The 15,632-nt window shown below is 62.1% G+C and carries 12 protein-coding genes; 7 read left to right on the top strand and 5 right to left on the bottom strand.

The features are described from left to right. Nucleotides 1-186 precede the first annotated feature (186 nt). Together HNP51_RS14865 and HNP51_RS14870 are read left to right on the top strand one after the other, a co-directional pair. Nucleotides 187-1,110, top strand: a complete 924-nt coding sequence (locus tag HNP51_RS14865) for a DUF2493 domain-containing protein (protein WP_184271694.1) — start codon at nucleotides 187-189, stop codon at nucleotides 1,108-1,110. Nucleotides 1,111-1,427: 317 nt separating this feature from the next. Next, on the top strand, nucleotides 1,428-2,684 hold the full coding sequence (locus tag HNP51_RS14870) for a DUF3363 domain-containing protein (protein ID WP_184271690.1): 1,257 nt from the start codon (nucleotides 1,428-1,430) through the stop codon (nucleotides 2,682-2,684). Nucleotides 2,685-2,825: 141 nt separating this feature from the next. Here the strand turns inward: HNP51_RS14870 and HNP51_RS14875 are convergent, their stop codons facing one another. From HNP51_RS14875 to HNP51_RS14895, 5 genes are all read right to left on the bottom strand, one after another. After that, on the bottom strand, nucleotides 2,826-3,803 hold the full coding sequence (locus HNP51_RS14875) for a ComEC/Rec2 family competence protein (RefSeq protein ID WP_184271687.1): 978 nt from the start codon (nucleotides 3,801-3,803) through the stop codon (nucleotides 2,826-2,828). Beyond that, a complete protein-coding gene (locus tag HNP51_RS14880) occupies nucleotides 3,800-4,498 on the bottom strand; it encodes a hypothetical protein (protein WP_184271685.1) in 699 nt (232 codons plus the stop codon). The genes HNP51_RS14875 and HNP51_RS14880 overlap by 4 nt, the downstream gene beginning before the upstream one ends. Then, nucleotides 4,495-6,588, bottom strand: a complete 2,094-nt coding sequence (locus HNP51_RS14885; protein WP_184271682.1) for an ATP-binding protein — start codon at nucleotides 6,586-6,588, stop codon at nucleotides 4,495-4,497. Before HNP51_RS14885 ends, HNP51_RS14880 begins: the two co-directional genes overlap by 4 nt. Beyond that, complete coding sequence (locus tag HNP51_RS14890; protein ID WP_184271679.1) at nucleotides 6,581-7,852, bottom strand: N-6 DNA methylase; 1,272 nt, start codon at nucleotides 7,850-7,852, stop codon at nucleotides 6,581-6,583. Before HNP51_RS14890 ends, HNP51_RS14885 begins: the two co-directional genes overlap by 8 nt. Nucleotides 7,853-8,184: 332 nt before the next feature. Next, a complete protein-coding gene (locus HNP51_RS14895) occupies nucleotides 8,185-9,006 on the bottom strand; it encodes a hypothetical protein (RefSeq protein WP_184271676.1) in 822 nt (273 codons plus the stop codon). Nucleotides 9,007-9,759: 753 nt separating this feature from the next. Between HNP51_RS14895 and HNP51_RS14900 the strand changes: the two genes are divergently transcribed. The 5 genes from HNP51_RS14900 (at nucleotide 9,760) to HNP51_RS14920 (ending at nucleotide 15,629) form a co-directional block, all read left to right on the top strand. Further along, nucleotides 9,760-10,134 (top strand): hypothetical protein, encoded by a 375-nt coding sequence (locus HNP51_RS14900; RefSeq protein ID WP_184271673.1) that lies wholly within the window; start codon nucleotides 9,760-9,762, stop codon nucleotides 10,132-10,134. Nucleotides 10,135-10,196: 62 nt separating this feature from the next. After that, nucleotides 10,197-10,763 carry an SOS response-associated peptidase family protein gene (locus HNP51_RS14905; protein WP_184271670.1) on the top strand — a complete coding sequence of 189 codons (567 nt, stop codon included), beginning with the start codon at nucleotides 10,197-10,199 and terminating at the stop codon, nucleotides 10,761-10,763. Between the two features lie 286 nt (nucleotides 10,764-11,049). Then, nucleotides 11,050-11,985 carry a nucleotidyltransferase and HEPN domain-containing protein gene (locus HNP51_RS14910; protein WP_184271667.1) on the top strand — a complete coding sequence of 312 codons (936 nt, stop codon included), beginning with the start codon at nucleotides 11,050-11,052 and terminating at the stop codon, nucleotides 11,983-11,985. A gap of 186 nt (nucleotides 11,986-12,171) precedes the next feature. Beyond that, the gene (locus tag HNP51_RS14915) at nucleotides 12,172-14,760 is read left to right on the top strand and encodes a DEAD/DEAH box helicase (RefSeq protein WP_184271663.1); all 2,589 of its coding nucleotides are present in this window, start codon (nucleotides 12,172-12,174) and stop codon (nucleotides 14,758-14,760) included. A 365-nt stretch (nucleotides 14,761-15,125) separates the two neighbouring features. Beyond that, nucleotides 15,126-15,629 carry an RNA polymerase sigma factor gene (locus tag HNP51_RS14920; RefSeq protein WP_184271660.1) on the top strand — a complete coding sequence of 168 codons (504 nt, stop codon included), beginning with the start codon at nucleotides 15,126-15,128 and terminating at the stop codon, nucleotides 15,627-15,629. Nucleotides 15,630-15,632 lie beyond the last annotated feature (3 nt).

Below are 15,632 nucleotides of genomic sequence, written 5' to 3' on the forward strand. Positions count from 1 at the left end.
TCCCATCCTGACACGTCACCCCGGCCGTCAACGGCTTCGCCGTTTCCCTTCGCGGCCCGCAAGGGGGCGGACCGCTGCGGTGACCGCCGGGGACCCCGACGTGGCCAGGAATGGGGTCGTTGCGCATGGGGCGCTTCGGCCTTTCAGAACGGGAACGATACAATGCAAAGCTCGAACACCTGCACGATGACGGCCTTCACGGCGGCAACCGGCGGCGGCTTCGACAACCTGGCCGCGGCGCTTGGCGATCAGCGACCGCAGGCCTCCGAGGACGCCCTGGTCCAGCTCGGGCGGGCGCTCATGACCGAACTGCTGGACGTGATCGCAGACACGGCGCTGGAGGACTTCCAGACCCTGCTCGGCGAAGCCCTCATTGGCGCCTTCCATTCGGCGGCGGGAAGGATCGAACGGGACGCTGACCGGGCGCGCGATGTGATGCGCCGGCTCGACCGCGACTTCGACGGATCGGAGGCGTCGGACGTCGAGCTGCAGGAGGCGACCGCGCGGGCCCGGGCGGGTGATGCGGCGGCGCAGGCGGCGGAGCGGATCAGGGATGCGGCCTCCGACGCCTGGACGGTTGCCACCGGCGAGGTCTGGACCGCTTGGAAGGGCAGTCGCCGGGGAAGCTTCCTGACGGCGGCCCAGCTGGAAGCCAAGCAAGCCATCCGTGCGATCCGGGATCGAAGGGCGGGCAATGCGTATCATGCCGGACCGGTCGTGGCCTTCCGGGGCGCGCCGTCCGCCGATGCGGCGGAGGACGCGGCGCGCATCTTCGACGCCCTAAACTGGGCTCTGGCGGAGTGGCCGGACATGGCGCTCGCCACGACCGGGGCCAAGGGCGCCGAAAAGCTGGCCATCCGATGGGCGCAGCAGAAGGGGGTGACGCTCATCCTTGCCCGGGTGGATTTCGACTCCCACGGCAAGGCGGCCCCCTTTAGGGCCAATGACGAACTGATCGCGCTCGAGCCGACCTGCTGCCTGACTTTGGCGCGATCGCTCGACGCGACGAGGGCGGCGGACGGACGTCCGTTCGGACCGGCGCTCAACCTCGGGCAGAAGGCGATGGAGCAGGGGCTCCGGCATCTGGCGGTGAGGTCGCGCCCGCACTGAAGGCGGCCAGCGCCACGACTTGAAATCAGACCCGTTCGGCCTCGGCCGGGCGGGTTTTGTCATGCCGATGGGAAGCCGATGACGTGCAACGCGCATGGCGCGGCTATGGGGCGGCGCAGGTTTGACGAGGTTTGTCAGGGTGTGGCGAGTGATGAAAAGGAGGCCTGGAAATCTGCAAAAGGGGGCTTTGGGCAAGATAAAAGGAGGAGATCGGCAGGTCCTGTTTCAGCTATATTCTCCATGACTTAGGCGGCGGATGGAGAGGCTCTGACGACTTGCGGCAAGTCGCGGAATCTCGTCGTCGCCGGAGGCAGTGGATGGAGGTGTCGATGTTGGTGCGTGACCGATTTGAAGAGCTTTTGGCGCAGGCACCGCACCCCGACGCCGACGGCTTGCAGGTCCAGCTGCCCGGGAGGCTCAAACGCGACCTGTGCGACGTCCGCACCGCCATGTTCATTCGTCTGGCGGCGTCGCGAAGCTTCGCCTTGGGGGATCGGGCGGGAGCGTTGAGGGCGGCGCAGAACCGGTCCGGCCGAGCCTTTCGGCTCGATGTCCGGCAGCGGGTCATCGTCAAGGCACTGGTCTCGCGTCATCTTGGGAAGGGGGCGGCCAGGGGCGCCGCGCTGGCGGCTCATGTTGTCTATCTGGGCCGACAGGGGGCCGGCGTTGAAGGTGAGCGGGCCGAGTTCTTCAACCGTGAAACCGACAGCCTCGATGCCCGTGCCGCCGTCCAGGATTGGCGCGGCGATAGGCACCACTTCCGCCTGATCGTCTCACCGGAGAACGGTGAACGGATACGCGATCTGAAGGACTATGTGCGCGATGTCATGGGGAGGGTCGGGGCGGACCTCGGTCAGCCCAGCCTGACATGGATCGCGACCTGTCACTACGACACCGACCAGCCGCACGCTCACGTCCTGGTGCGGGGGCGGCGGTCGGATGGCCGGGACCTGGTCATTCCCCGAGGCTACATCAGCTACGGACTACGCGCGCGTGCGCAGGAAGCCGCGCAGGAGCGGCTGGGCGACCTGTCGCGCGTGGACGCCGAGCAGAGGGTCTGGAAGGAAACCCAGGCGGAGCGGTTCACGGCACTGGATCGGAGGTTGATTGCAGCGGCCGACGAGAAGGGGCGCGTCGACGACGGCGTGGGCGGGACCGACGCCTGGTCGGCCCTGACGCGAGGGCGGCTGCGGACCCTCGAAGAACTCGGCTTGGCGACGCGGGATGGGCGGCGGTTTCGGCTTCGTCCGGATATGGAGGCGACGCTGCGAGAACTCGAAGTCCGGCGGGATATCATTCGGACCATCAATCAGCGACGCTTGGAAAGCGGGCGGGTCGCGCAGATTGCACGGCCTGGGCGGCTGTCGGGCGAGGTCGTCAGAGCAGGCGCGCATGATGAACTGGGCTTGAGGCGCTTTGTCATAGTGCGGGACGGCCACGGTGTGGAGCAGTACGCCCGTGTGTCGGCTGGGGCGGCGGCTCTGGTTCCGGGGCAGCAGGTCTGTTTCGACGTGGGGGCCGCCGGCCTGGCGCAGGTTGTTTCTGGAAGGGCGCAGGGCGTTGATCTTGGGTGATCTCGCGCCGGTGCGGGACTTAAAGCGGCTTTTCAGAAGGCCCGCATCTAGAGTGTACCCAGACGCCGTCACGGTGGCATGACACTGCGGTGGCGTGAGTTTGCTCAACAACCACGCATCAGTGGAGGTGACAGAGGCAAGTCAGTTTATTCGTCGTCGGCACATAGGAGTTGAGACTGCAGATTCTACGAAGGCGTCGAAGCGGGCCCCATGGCTTGATTGACGGTGTGCCCCGCCATTCAGAGTAAAGGTGATCGAGCCTGCGCAGCAGAGGTTTTCCTTGCGGCCATGAGCTCGAACTTCTTCGAGATGGTCGCCCGGAACTGATTTCGCGCTGCAGTTCTTGGCCATCTGTGTACAGGCGATTGCGCACTTCGCCGCAAGAGTCGCTTCCACAATCCCCGGCTGAGGGTTCTCGTGGCGGTTTCTGCCGTTCGAGAAGATTACGGTTGATGGCTGAACGGCATCCAAAATTGCTCGGGCAAATTTGGAAGTGTCCCCGCCGGGGGATCCTCCGTGGTGAGGGAACACGAGTACGCGCGCGCGGACGTCGGCATTACTAGCCACCGCATCCTTCAAACCGATCTCGTCCATGTCACCGGCAAGGAGCACGCCGCTCCGCTCGTCCTGATGCTCGACCCGAAGCACCGCCGACAAGCTGTTCGCTGTGACGAGCTGATCGTCCTGCGTTCGTCCGCCGACCCCGGTCAGGGTTAGGGATGCGGACGGTGCCACGACATGGATACGGGCGTCCCCAACATCCACGCGGCCTGGGGTTGTGGACGAGAGACTGGTCACGACCTTGCAACTGCCCTGGGCTTGCGCGACTGCAACAGCGGCTAGAAGATCTCGCCATAGACGGGAACGTCGGTTTGCATCGACGTTTAGATAAAGAGTGTTCACTCGGACGGTCTTGCTGGTGAGAAGACCGACGATCCCAGCCAAATGATCTTTGTCGGCATGAGAAATGAAGGCAACGTCGACGGTTTCGATCGCCATGTCCCTGAGCGTGTCCAGCAGCAAGCTTCGGGTCGGCGCGTCGACAACGGCGACCTGCCCAGCGCTCCGCAAGATAGCGCTGTTCCCGTGGCCTACATCGAGAACCGTCATCTCCGTCATGCGAGGTCGTGGATGCTCTGAGGATCTACCAACTCGTTGACGTTGGTGAAGAAAAGATCGTCTTCCGACTTGGCACCGATGTTGACGTCGCCGAGCAGATAGCTGCCTGGCGTCAGCTTCGGCAAAATCGAAGGCTGGATACAGGACCTTGGAAGAGTGACCGCGTGGTCCGGCGACCAGTGGGTGACAACGGCGTCGATGTTCTGGGTGGCGGCGTCGATCCAGTCGACGCGAATCAACGTCCGATGCGGACGGCGTTCGTCCACGGGATCTTCGGCGATTTCCCGGAAACAAACGTTGGCGTACGTGCCCAGATAGTCCGGGTCGAACGCGTCGCGGCCCATGATGATCGGAACTACGTGCCGATGAGCCCGAAGCTCTAAACGATCCGTTGATTGATACATGGTCAGCAGCATCGCGGCGGTCTTGGCCTCGACGAGTCTCCGAACCACTTCGAGGCCATGGAAAGACGCCATGTTCTGAGGTTGAAGCTTGTGGTCGCAGATTACAAAATCGGGTGCTTGAGCAGTCACTTCGCCCAGCAGGCGGTCGATGTCCTGGCCGAAATGTCCGATCACCGCGCTCGGCTCGAAATCGCAATCCCGTAGCTGATCCATAAGGTCGTCACGGCCGTCCGCGTCGTCATCAATGACAGTGACACGGCTGCGCGCGGCGAGTTGGGTCAAGGCGTTCATTTGAACAGCTCCCGCATTGGCGGCAGCGCGACCACGAACTCCGCGCCGCCAAAGTCCGTCAAAGCGGTCGCCCGAACCGAACCGCCCAGATCGTGGACCGAATCCCGAACGATGGTCAGCCCAAAGCCGGTGCCCTCTGGCGTCGTGGTCACGCCCGGCAACCAGATGTCGGCGAGCTCTAGACCGTCGATCCCGCCGGCGTTGTCCGTAACGCTCACGGAGACGGTTGATCCATCGTAAGTCGTGGCGATCCGGATTCTCCGGTCGGCTTGCGCGAATTCGTTGCGCTGGAAGGCGTTGATCGAGTTCATAATCAGGTTGAGACAGATGCCGTCTATCAGCGCCTCGCTTCCGTTGATGTCCGTATACTGGTCAGTGAGGTCCAGATCGAGTTTGACCTTGAAATAGATAGCGATAGGCGCGAGCAGATCGACGAGTTCGGCCAGGCACTGGTTGATGTTTGTCTTTCCGGACCGGCGCTTCTTTTTGGCGAGGAGATTCAGGGGGATTGAGACGAAGGAATTGAGCCGGGCCTTCGCTGCGATGATCCTATCGATCCGGCGACCCGCATCGGCCTGCTGATCGTCCGGGATCATTTTCTGGAGGGCTTGCAGCCCGTTATCGATCAGCTTCAGAGGGCGACCGATCTCGTGGGCGAACACAGCTGACGTCATTCCTGCAGTGGCGAGCGAACGATAGAGCTGAAGCTCCTCCCTCAACGCCTTGGTCTCGTGCCCCTTCTCCTTGACGTAGAGGTCGATGGCGTCGTCCACCTTCTTCCGTTCTGTCGTCGGCACCGCCTTAGTGAGAACCGCCTGCAGCCGGGCAGTGGCGCGCTCGGTCTTTTGCTGGACGATCTCCAGTTCCGCTTGCCGACGCTTGTCGCGTTCCCTGACCTGGGTGCGGGAAGCCCAGTCCAAGGCATCCCCGCAGCAGCGTCTCATGTCGAGGAACGCGTTGTTCTCTATGTAGCCGATGCGATCGGTCTTCTGAACAAGTCGGCGGAGGGGATTCGCGACCCGCACCCGGCCGATCGAGGTGTTCGTCGATGGGCGCATTTCGGGGCTGCGCGACCTGCGCAAATTCAAGTCCAACCAGTCGTCGCCAAGACCGCCATACGGCGGCACCCGAATGGCGTCCTCGTAGACATGGACCCCGCCCACGTGTTTCAGCCAATCTTGGACCTCTCGCATCGTCGAAGTGCGGGTCGAGAACGATTTGCCGTCCAGGATGAAAACCCAGAGGTCGAACACGAACGGCGGGGCGTCGTAGAGGTCGCTTGGCGTCGCCTGGTGGAGGGTGTCGCCCTTCCAGTCCAATACGCTAAAATGAGCTTGGCCATCCGCGTCGAGTTGCGCGCGAATGCGATACTCGGCGTCGGCGAAGTAGGACTGCCCGAGCTTGGCCTGGAGATCGGCGTACTCGTCAGCGACCAGTTCTGCTTTGAATCCGGGGTCGGGCGAGACGGCGTCAGAGGTGCTATCGGTACGGATGCCGGCCTCCGGTTTTCCCTCCTCCGAAAATGGATCTGAGAGAAGCAGAAGGCTCCGCACTAGCTTGTTGACAGGACCGCGGCCGATCGGCCCCCGTATCCTTTCGATCGAGATGTCCGTTCCCGGCGGACGGTCGGTTGGGGACTCAGTGATGTCGATTGCGACGTCTTCGATCAGCGTCGCCGCGTCGAACTGATCCCAGTTTAGCACGAGCTCGAACTCGCGGCCCGGATCAGACCGGGGACGGGTCCGCATGGTCACTTGGCGTCCGAGCCGTAGGGCGGCCAGTCTCCCCAACCCTTTGTCGCCGACGGGCACCCGATTGTACTGCGGCGTCAGATTTTTCTGCGTCTTCGACGACCGACCAAGGACGAGCCAACCGTTCCGAACGGCCGACTCTGACATCCCCGTCCCATTGTCCGAAACGAGAATCGATCCACCGTCTGCGGTCGCATCGTGGAGTGTGATCCGGCACTCCGTCGCATCGGCGTCGTATGCATTTTTGACCAGCTCGATCAAACCCTGGTCAATATCAGGTACCAACTCCTCGCCGAGCCGCGCCAGGATATCGGGCGAGAACTTCAGCCGGTCAGACATTGGATGCCCGCCAAGGAAGAGACGCGACTGAAACTGTGGTGAGGTGGCGGCAGCGGATCGCGTGATTGAGATGATCGGTCGTCGCCGATGACTTAAGGACCCGAAGAAGCGCTCGGCAATCGGCTAGGGTCCCGGATTTCGGGCGTGCTACGATCAAATGGTTCTCGACGGCGACATCTTGGTTTCCGACGATGATCGACCCCACCGCCCGCGATCTATCGCTGGGGCTGGAGGTCCGCCGAATAACGACGAATGGCGGTTTGAAGACGGTGCCATCGAAACGTCTTCGGCCAACCGCCTCAAAGCGTTCCGCCCAGGCGGGCGTGGTCTTCGCACACAGGAAAGGGCGAGTAACGCCAACCTCATCATGCCGATGTGGCACAACCGTTCCGACCCGGACAATGAACCTGTCTCCGACCGTATCGGCACACGGCGCTTGCATGTTTCGCCACAGCGCCGTTTTGACGCCGGGTTGAAGGAGTGTCCAGAACACGTCGACGTCGGTCCAAGCGTCGAAGCGGCCCATAGGCTCGAAAGGGCCGGTCAGACCGGCATCCGAGACGAAGTCTCGGAACCGCCCGTACCGGCTGCCGCAGCGAAGCACTTCTGGCAGAATGGCTGCGATTGGCGCAGCGGGCTTTCGATGCGCGATAAGCGTCGCGAGGAAGATCGCAGCAGCATTGATCTGCCCCTTCGCCCATGGCTGCTCCGTTTCCGACTGAACTTGGCCAAAGGGGGGATTGAACAGGAAGGCATCGGCCGCGGCCAGGCGATCCGTGTCCTTCAAGGCGTCGCCGACTGCGATCAACGGAAACAGGCCGTCGAGGTCGTTGGTGGCCTCGGAGAAGCGGCCACGCGCCCGTGCCAGAAACAGGAGCCGGACCTTCGTCATCCGGACGAGATCTGATCGTGTGTCCATACCAGCCAAGCGGCAGCCCCAGAAGTCCAGGGTCTCCACTAGCGTCCTTCGAATGGGAAGGCCGCTCGCGTAGGCCAGAAGCAGGTCTCCCAGGCCGCAGGTCGGGTCCATGACAACAGCATCGGACGACACCTTGAGACGAATCGCGGCGGCTAGCTTGTCGGCGATTTCCGGCCCCGAGAAGAACGTCCCCGCCCGGCGACGTTCGTCGAGATCGATCGATTGCCGAAAGGCCTTGTAGGGTGCGCCATTTAGGAGCGGATGTTGGTCGAGCGTCTCCACCCCCTCGTGAACCTCGAGGAGGCCCGCAGACACCGCAGCGTCGATGTATGTCTCAAACGCCATGGGTGCTTACGGGAATCCACTTCATCGGAGCGCTGTCGATGGCCGGAAGCTCTCGGTAATTGTCTTCGCCGAATCCTCGCTCGCGCAAGTTCGCTATACCAGCCGCAACAGGCCACCTACAAGATGATGATGAAGCGCTACGATGGTGCGCGTACAGCGAGCGAAGCCTGCGTCGGGACACTTGAGGCGACCATCCGGTCGGATCCGATTTAGCATACCGGACGACTTGGGAACCATGCAAATGGTCGCTCTCCGCCATGTCCCAAGGATCTGCATCTGGCGCACCAGCGACATCGACGGATCGCCGATCCTGGCGCTTTGCAGCCAAATGGTCAGCGTCGCTGGATCGAGCGGGGAACGTCGTATCGCTCGCCGTCGAATGAAAGGCGGATCGTGCGGGGGGCGAGGGCTTGGTCGGTCGTGCCGCACTCACCGCTCTTGGCTTCCTTGGAAGTGCTGTGGGTGATGCGTTCCAGGATCGAAATATCTTGCCCGCGCCGGCCCGGGATCATTTGAAGGATTCGCTCGATCATGATGGTTTCGCCGGCGCAGGACAGATCCCATTCCCCTTGGCTGCGTCGGACGATCAGATCGTCCAGGACCGGCGAGAGGGCTCCGCCCCGGGGCTCGTAAAGGGACAGTGTGGTTTCCATGAACGGGTTGGGGCGTGAACTGCCGGCCCATTCGCGCCTCACGCCGAACGCGAGTCGATCTGGCGTGAGCCGATAGGCTGCGGTGTCGAACGAGATGCCCGATATTCTGACAGCGTCATCGTCCATTGCGTGGGGGATGCGGAGCCGGTGCCGGGTCTTACTGGTGGCCTCATCGACAACGAGCACATCGAGATCGCCCAAAGTGGAGTCTACTCTCACCTGGGCGATGAGCGGCACAGCCAGCAGCACCAATCCTGGTTGGCCGCGCCAGCGCCGACAAACGATGGCGTGAGGGTCGGTGGATGACGGGGAGGGAAGCGTAAGCGTTCGGTTTCCTGCTCGAACGCTCCGCTCGCCCTGCGCGACGGCGCCGGGGTAGGCCTGGCGTACGATCGCGTCGACGTTCCCGCACTCCTGATCCTGAGCCTGAGCCTTGGCCAGCGCTGGCGCGGTCAGCGCCAGCGCAAATACAGCCAAACTCCAACTGCGAGCCGCGCGCATGGTCTTTCCCTTCGCAGCCTTTGATCGCCACCGACTTATGGTCTGATATTGACACATATCCAGCGTCTGTTTCGTCGCGATAGACTCTGGTCGATGAGATGTCTTTCCGAAAGCCGGCTGACAACGTGGTCGCGGCGGCGGCGGCGGCGGCTTGCAGCTTGCGGGTCAGCCGCCTAGCGCGGGGTGACACGGAGCCCCGCCAGCGCTCGTCGTCCTTCAACGTATGAGGATGCCGTTCAGGGGTAGGTCCACCAGATGAGCGACGCGTGCCGCCGGCGCGCTGTCACTCTCGACCGCAATGGCGATCGCGCTCACCACGCAGACAACGTCGTCGAAGCTCGCATCCATTCACTGACTGGCTTCATGTTACCTCTGCGAGCGGTGCGCGCTGCCACCCCTCATTATGGTGCCTATCAAGCCGGCGGTTCAGGTCTTTTTCAAAGGTTAGAACAAAAAGAGAACAAGCCTCTTGAGGTCGATGGGCCGGCGCCTTAGAGCAGCGGCGGGTCGGTCGGCTGGTCTGGAGCTGAACCATGGAAGCGATTGTGAGGCGGCCAACATTGGCTGAGCCAACGTGCGAGGACCGCGCGCTCGGTCAGCTGATGGCCATATGGCATCATGGGGAGTCCGCGCGGGCGGATCCTGTTCTGCTGAACATGCAGGCGCGGATCGCAGCTGAATTGGCTAGAATATCGCCGGAAGCCGCCGCCCACGGACGGGCCCTGTTCGAACGTCTGACGGGAGCGTGACCCGATGGTGTCGCTGCCTCAGTATCTGAAGTCGCCAGAGGAGTGGACCGCCGAGCGCGTGACGGCGCGCGATGTCGTGCCCTATCGCGACGTTACGCTCTTCATCTGGTGCGACGGCTGCCGGAGGGGGCGGGAACTCAACGTCTGGACCATTGGGGCGCGCTTGGCCGATGATCCACTGCGGGAAGTGAGGTTCCGGTGTAGGGCCTGCGGCGTCTATCCATCCGGGATGGAGGTCAGCCGCCGCACAAGTTCGGCTCCTGACAAACTGCTGATGATTCCCCTCAAGCCTCGCTTCTGGGACGACGGCCATCGCGAGGATCAGGCCGCCGCGCTTCGGCGCGCCGAGTCCAGACGAAAGGCCAAGGGCGGGGCATGATTGAGCGACCGGAACCCGAGGCCCATCGGTGGCCTTGAGCGAAGGATCAGGAGGAACCGGCCATGTGCAATAGCTATCGCCTACACGTGCCGGCCAACCAACTGGCGGCGCCGTTTCGCGATGCGGGGCGGCCGGTCATTTTTCCGGAGGGCCAGCCCAATCTGGAGCAGACCGACTATCGCATCGGCGACCGGGCGCCCATCGTCACCCTGGGCGCCGACGGGCTGCAGTTGGCGATGACGACCTGGGCGTGGAAGGGGCCGGGCGGCAAGCCGGTGTTCAACTTCCGATCAGACGGACGGTCCTTCGCGAACTCGACCCGGTGCCTCATCCCCTCCGACGGCTTCTATGAATTCACCGAGCCCAAGATCCACGGCAAGAAGACGAAGTGGCTCTTCACCATGGCGGGTGCGCCATGGTTCTGGATCGCGGGGGTGGTTCGAGATGGCGCCTTCGCCATGCTGACGACTGAACCTGATCCGGATATTGCGCCCTATCACGACCGGCAGATCGTCCTGCTGTCGCCAAACGCGGGCCTGCATTGGCTTGATCTGTCTGCTGCCGAAGACCTGATCTTGCAGCCCAGCGCGCCTGGCGCCTTGGACGTGCAACGGGTGTGGCCGGAATAGGGAGAAGCGCGGTTCGCCCCTTCATGCGTGACTTGCCTCGGGTGACGGGACCGGCGACAGTCGCTGCGTCCCCGGCTGGCCGCCGCTATGTACAGGCGAAAGCTAAAGGCGTCGGCGCGCGAGCTCTCGTGTTCTCAACTGTCCGGCGGACACCCTCCCTCATTGTGGCGCTTGGCGGGGCGGCGAGGTAGGCTTTTGCAGAAGTGATTTGGGGCGTGGATGCGAACGGAAGCGGCAGGGATGATGATCGAACCGACGATGCTGCGGTTGCAGGGCGGGCGCCGCCATGCGGGCTGATCTCGACCATCTGCCAGCCAAGCAGCAGCGGGAGCTGGAACGCGTCCGCACGACCCTGCTGACCGAGTTTGACGCCGCGATCCACAGCGGGGGCGGGGGCACCCAGTCCTGGCGGCGTGACGGTCGGGTGTTGAAGATCATCCTATTCGGATCCTACGCCCGCACCGACTGGGTCGATGAACCCGACAACGGCTATCTGTCCGATTTCGATCTGCTGGTGATCGTCAGCCATGAGAAACTGACCGACATCGCCGACTACTGGTATGTCGCCGAGGACAAGATCCTGCGCGATCCCGCCGTGGGGCGGACGGTCAACATCATCGTCCACACCATGGCCGAGGTGAACCAGGCCCTGACCCGGGGCGAGTATTTCTGGACCGACATCCTGCGCGACGGCGTGGTCCTGTATCAATTGCCGGGGAATCCGTTCGCCCAGCCGCAGCCCATGACGGCGAAGGACGCGCACGAGACCGCGCAGCGGTATTATGATGAGAAGCTGGGCGATATCGACGTGTGGATTAAGGAGGCCCGCCAGCATTTGGCGGATGCTGCCACTAGTCGGCATGCTCGAAAGCACGCGGCGTTTCGCCTTCATCAAGCGACTGAGTCCGCTTACATTTGCTTTCTGCTAGTCAGCACCTTCTATTTTCCGCGATCGCACAACATCAAGTTCCTCCGGTCGTTGGCGGAGGACACCGACAAGCGCCTGACCGCCGCCTGGCCGAGGGAGCAGCGCGCCGACCGTCGTCGCTTCGAACTGTTGAAACGCGCCTATGTAGAGGCGCGTTATTCCGACCAATACGATGTCGACGCGGAAGACTTGGCGCTGCAGCTTGAATCCGTATTCCGGCTCCGAAACCTAGTCGCCGCCATCAGCGAAGAGCGGATCGCAGAACTCGCCCAGAAATCAGCGGCAGGACGCTGACTTATGTCTCGCGTTGAGACCTGAAGTCAGCATGGGGGGCTGCTACTTTTCGTCCGAAAGCAGATTTGAGCTGAAGGCTACCTGACCATTTCCGTCTCTGCTTGGCTCAGCTTAGCGTTGATAAGTGGGCACGGGCCGCTATGGTCAAGCTTCTTGATTTCATGATCTTACGCATCGAGGACTTACGTGGCCTTTAAGAAGCCGACCGCCCCAGTCAGCGTCCCGGAAAGCCCGGAAAGACTGTTTAGGGACCTGCCGCGCCGCAAGCACGCAAGTGTCCTTGATCACCAGGGGCAAATTCTGCGGAGCTATACGCAAACCGCCCTTAACAAGCCCGATGTCGCTCTCCAGCTACCTACAGGCAGCGGAAAAACACTCGTTGGCTTATTGCTGGCTGAGTGGAGGCGGCGCAAATTTGGTGAGCGTATCGTCTATTTGTGTCCGACTCGACAGTTAGTGAACCAAGTGGTGGACGAGGCGAACTTAAAATACGGCCTGAGCGTCGAGGCCTTTGTCGGAGCCAAGTCGGAATTCACGGTGGCTGCTAAGGCAGCTTACCACAATGCCGAACGGGTGGCGGTAACCACCTATAGCGCCCTTTTTAATACCAACCCTTTCTTCGACACGCCTGAAGTTATCATCGTCGATGATGCTCATGCGGCGGAAAACTACATCGCAAGTCAATGGACCTTGCAGATCAGCCGAAGCGACGGGAATCAGAAGGAGCTATTTCGTGCCGTCGCTGGCGCGCTCAAGAGCGCCATCGACGATCTGAGTTATGAACGCCTAACGTCAAATGCTCAGTCGATCAATGATATGACATGGGTAGACAAGGTTCCTACGGCTGCTTTGGGAGCTATCGCGGCCGAACTCCGAGGTGTGATTGAAGCCAACATTGGTGACGGCAAGGCCTCCTATCGGTGGCGCATGCTGCGGAACCATCTGGCTGCGTGCCAAATTTATCTGTCTGCATCGGAGATACTGATCCGGCCGCTGATTCCGCCGACTTGGGCGCATGCGCCCTTTGCCGGTGCTAAGCAGCGAATCTTCATGTCGGCTACTCTGGGCGGAGGCGGCGACCTCGAACGCCTCACAGGCCGGTCTAGTATCACTCGCCTTCCAGTTCCGGAGGGGTGGGATCGGCAGGGAATTGGGCGTCGGTTCTTCATTTTCCCCGAAAAATCGTTGGACGAGGCGGACGTGTTGTCGTTGCGGCGCACCCTGATGCGTGAAGCGGGACGCAGTTTGGTTCTAACGCCTAGCGATCGCGCCGCCGAGGCGGTGAAGGCAGACTGCGAGGGCACGTTGAAGTTTCCGGTCTTCTCGGGAAGTGATCTCGAAGATCGGAAGAGCGAGTTCACTGGAGCCGCCAAGGCCGTGGCGGTAGTGGCCAATCGATATGACGGTATCGATCTGCCGGACGACGATTGCCGTTTGCTTTTCGTTGAAGGGCTGCCACGCGCCGCCAACCTTCAAGAGCGATTTTTGATGGCTCGCATGGGGGCGAACCTGCTGTTCAATGAACGTGTCCAGACGCGCGTCCTTCAAGCGGTTGGTCGGTGTACGCGTGGATTGAACGACTATTCTGCGGTGGTTGTGACTGGCGAGAACCTTCCCGCCTACCTGACGGATCGCAACCGGCGCAGCCATTTCCATCCAGAACTGCAGGCTGAGCTCGATTTCGGAATCCAACAGTCCACAGAGGTCGCCAATCAGGACATCCTCGACAATTTCCGGATATTCTTGGAGCACGAGGCCGACTGGGAGGAGGCAAACGCTGGCATTTTGGAAACTCGGGACCGCGTGACGCAAGCGGACTTTCCGGCAATGGACGAACTAGCCGAGGCGGCACGACAAGAAATCGCTTGGCAAAAGGCCATGTGGAACAGCGACTACGCCAAGGCATTCGAATCTGCCCGCGAGGTCTTGGGAAAGCTGACCCATGCCGATCTGCGCGGTTATCGGGCGCTTTGGCATTATCTTGCAGGCAGTAGCGCTACCTTAGCCGCTGTGAACGGGGACGCGACGTTTGAGGATGCGGCTCGCAGCCAGTTCCGGTACGCGAAGGAGGCTTCGTCTGGGATCCCTTGGCTTATTGGCCTGTCGCGCGGTGCTGCTGCTCCCACGCCCGAGGAGAGGGAGCAGGCGACCGTGATGGCGCAAGTCGAACGACTTGAGGTCTATTTACAGGGGCTGGGTACAATCCATAATCGGGACTTCACGGCCCGTGAGACCACCATTCGCGAAGGGTTGGCAACAGGAGCTGACTTTGAATTCGCTCAGGTCTTGTTGGGGGAGCATCTTGGTTTCGAGGCTGGTAACCGCGAAGATGATGCGTCGCCCGACCCTTGGTGGCGCGCCGGCGAGGTGGCCATCGTGTTCGAAGACCACGCTAATGCCGGGCCTGATGCTGTGATCGACGCGACCAAGGCTCGGCAGGCGGCTTCGCATCCTGACTGGCTTCGAGAACACGTGCCGGGCGTAGTGGGGGGCACCATCCACTCGGTCTTGGTGACGCCAGCCAAGAAGGCAAAGTCCGGCGCCGCGCCGCATCTGGGCCGGGTGGCGTATTGGAATGTCGATGAGTTTCGAGACTGGGCTTATGCGGCATTGGATGGTGTCAGAGACCTGCGGCGTACATTCACGGAGCCGGGGCGGTTGGATTGGCGTGCAGACGCTGCTCAGGCGCTCGAAAGTTTGAAAGCCGATGCACCAGGGCTGGCGGCGTGGCTCGCTAGTCGCCCCGCACGCGATCATTTGACGATTGTAAAATAGCACAGTGCGGTCAGCCTGGGCGTTGACAGCGCAGAAACCTTGGAGGCCAGGGCGCCGTCATTTTGATGCGGGAGGGCAGGTGGTACGCGAGCGTGGCCAGCTTTGTTTGGATCTCAGACCGACATTATGCGGCTTGCCAAGCGAAACCGGGTGAATCAGACTTGGGGTGCGTCTGATTTGACGCCGAGGCGTGAGAACCTCGCTTGAGCAGATCCTGAAAATCCCACTTCGCGCTCCGTGGCAGCGGCGTGGCCGGCGTGCATGTCCAGGCTCCTCGCGGGCTAAAGACGTTGGCGCATGTGTTTGAGCATGTTCTCAACACCCGGTGCTTCGGCCGGGCTCGCCTCTGAACCGGAGGCGAGCCCGTGTCGGATGGATTGGAAAAGCTGCAGCCTGACGCGCCGATGACGCTGGACGTCCTGCATGGGCGCTACGCCGCATGGTTCCGGGCGAGGCTTGTTCGTCGCTATGGGGCCCAGGACGCCGAGGACTTGCTGCAAGAGGCCTGGCTGCGGTTGGCGCCCTATCAGGGATTGGCGGGCGTGCGCCATCCCAGGGCCCTGCTGCTGAAGATCGCCTCCAACCTCGCCGCCGACAAGTTCGGGCGTCGCCGGCGCAGAGACCTGCATGCGGGTGAGACAGTTGCGGCGCAGGGATGGAATATCGAGCTGCCGAGCCAGACCGACGAGATGTTCGCCAAGCAGGTGGTGATGGGATTGCCGCAACCTCTGCGGGACGTTTTTGTGCTATCGAGGATCAAGGGTCTGTCAAACGGGCAGATCGCCGAACAACTCGGGATCAGTCCGAAAACGGTGGAATGGCGCATGACCAAGGCCCTGGCTCACTGCACAGCCCAGTTTCGACGCTAGAGA

The organism is Brevundimonas bullata (assembly GCF_014207965.1).
GTDB lineage: Bacteria > Pseudomonadota > Alphaproteobacteria > Caulobacterales > Caulobacteraceae > Brevundimonas > Brevundimonas bullata_A.

What these genes read in the sequence shown, in the direction of transcription:
- HNP51_RS14865 (WP_184271694.1), top strand. Translation starts at nt 187, where the DNA reads ATGACGGCCTTCACGGCGGCAACCGGCGGCGGCTTCGACAACCTGGCC.
- HNP51_RS14870 (WP_184271690.1), top strand. Translation starts at nt 1,428, where the DNA reads ATGGAGGTGTCGATGTTGGTGCGTGACCGATTTGAAGAGCTTTTGGCG.
- HNP51_RS14875 (WP_184271687.1), bottom strand. Translation starts at nt 3,803, where the DNA reads ATGACGGAGATGACGGTTCTCGATGTAGGCCACGGGAACAGCGCTATC.
- HNP51_RS14880 (WP_184271685.1), bottom strand. Translation starts at nt 4,498, where the DNA reads ATGAACGCCTTGACCCAACTCGCCGCGCGCAGCCGTGTCACTGTCATT.
- HNP51_RS14885 (WP_184271682.1), bottom strand. Translation starts at nt 6,588, where the DNA reads ATGTCTGACCGGCTGAAGTTCTCGCCCGATATCCTGGCGCGGCTCGGC.
- HNP51_RS14890 (WP_184271679.1), bottom strand. Translation starts at nt 7,852, where the DNA reads ATGGCGTTTGAGACATACATCGACGCTGCGGTGTCTGCGGGCCTCCTC.
- HNP51_RS14895 (WP_184271676.1), bottom strand. Translation starts at nt 9,006, where the DNA reads ATGCGCGCGGCTCGCAGTTGGAGTTTGGCTGTATTTGCGCTGGCGCTG.
- HNP51_RS14900 (WP_184271673.1), top strand. Translation starts at nt 9,760, where the DNA reads ATGGTGTCGCTGCCTCAGTATCTGAAGTCGCCAGAGGAGTGGACCGCC.
- HNP51_RS14905 (WP_184271670.1), top strand. Translation starts at nt 10,197, where the DNA reads ATGTGCAATAGCTATCGCCTACACGTGCCGGCCAACCAACTGGCGGCG.
- HNP51_RS14910 (WP_184271667.1), top strand. Translation starts at nt 11,050, where the DNA reads ATGCGGGCTGATCTCGACCATCTGCCAGCCAAGCAGCAGCGGGAGCTG.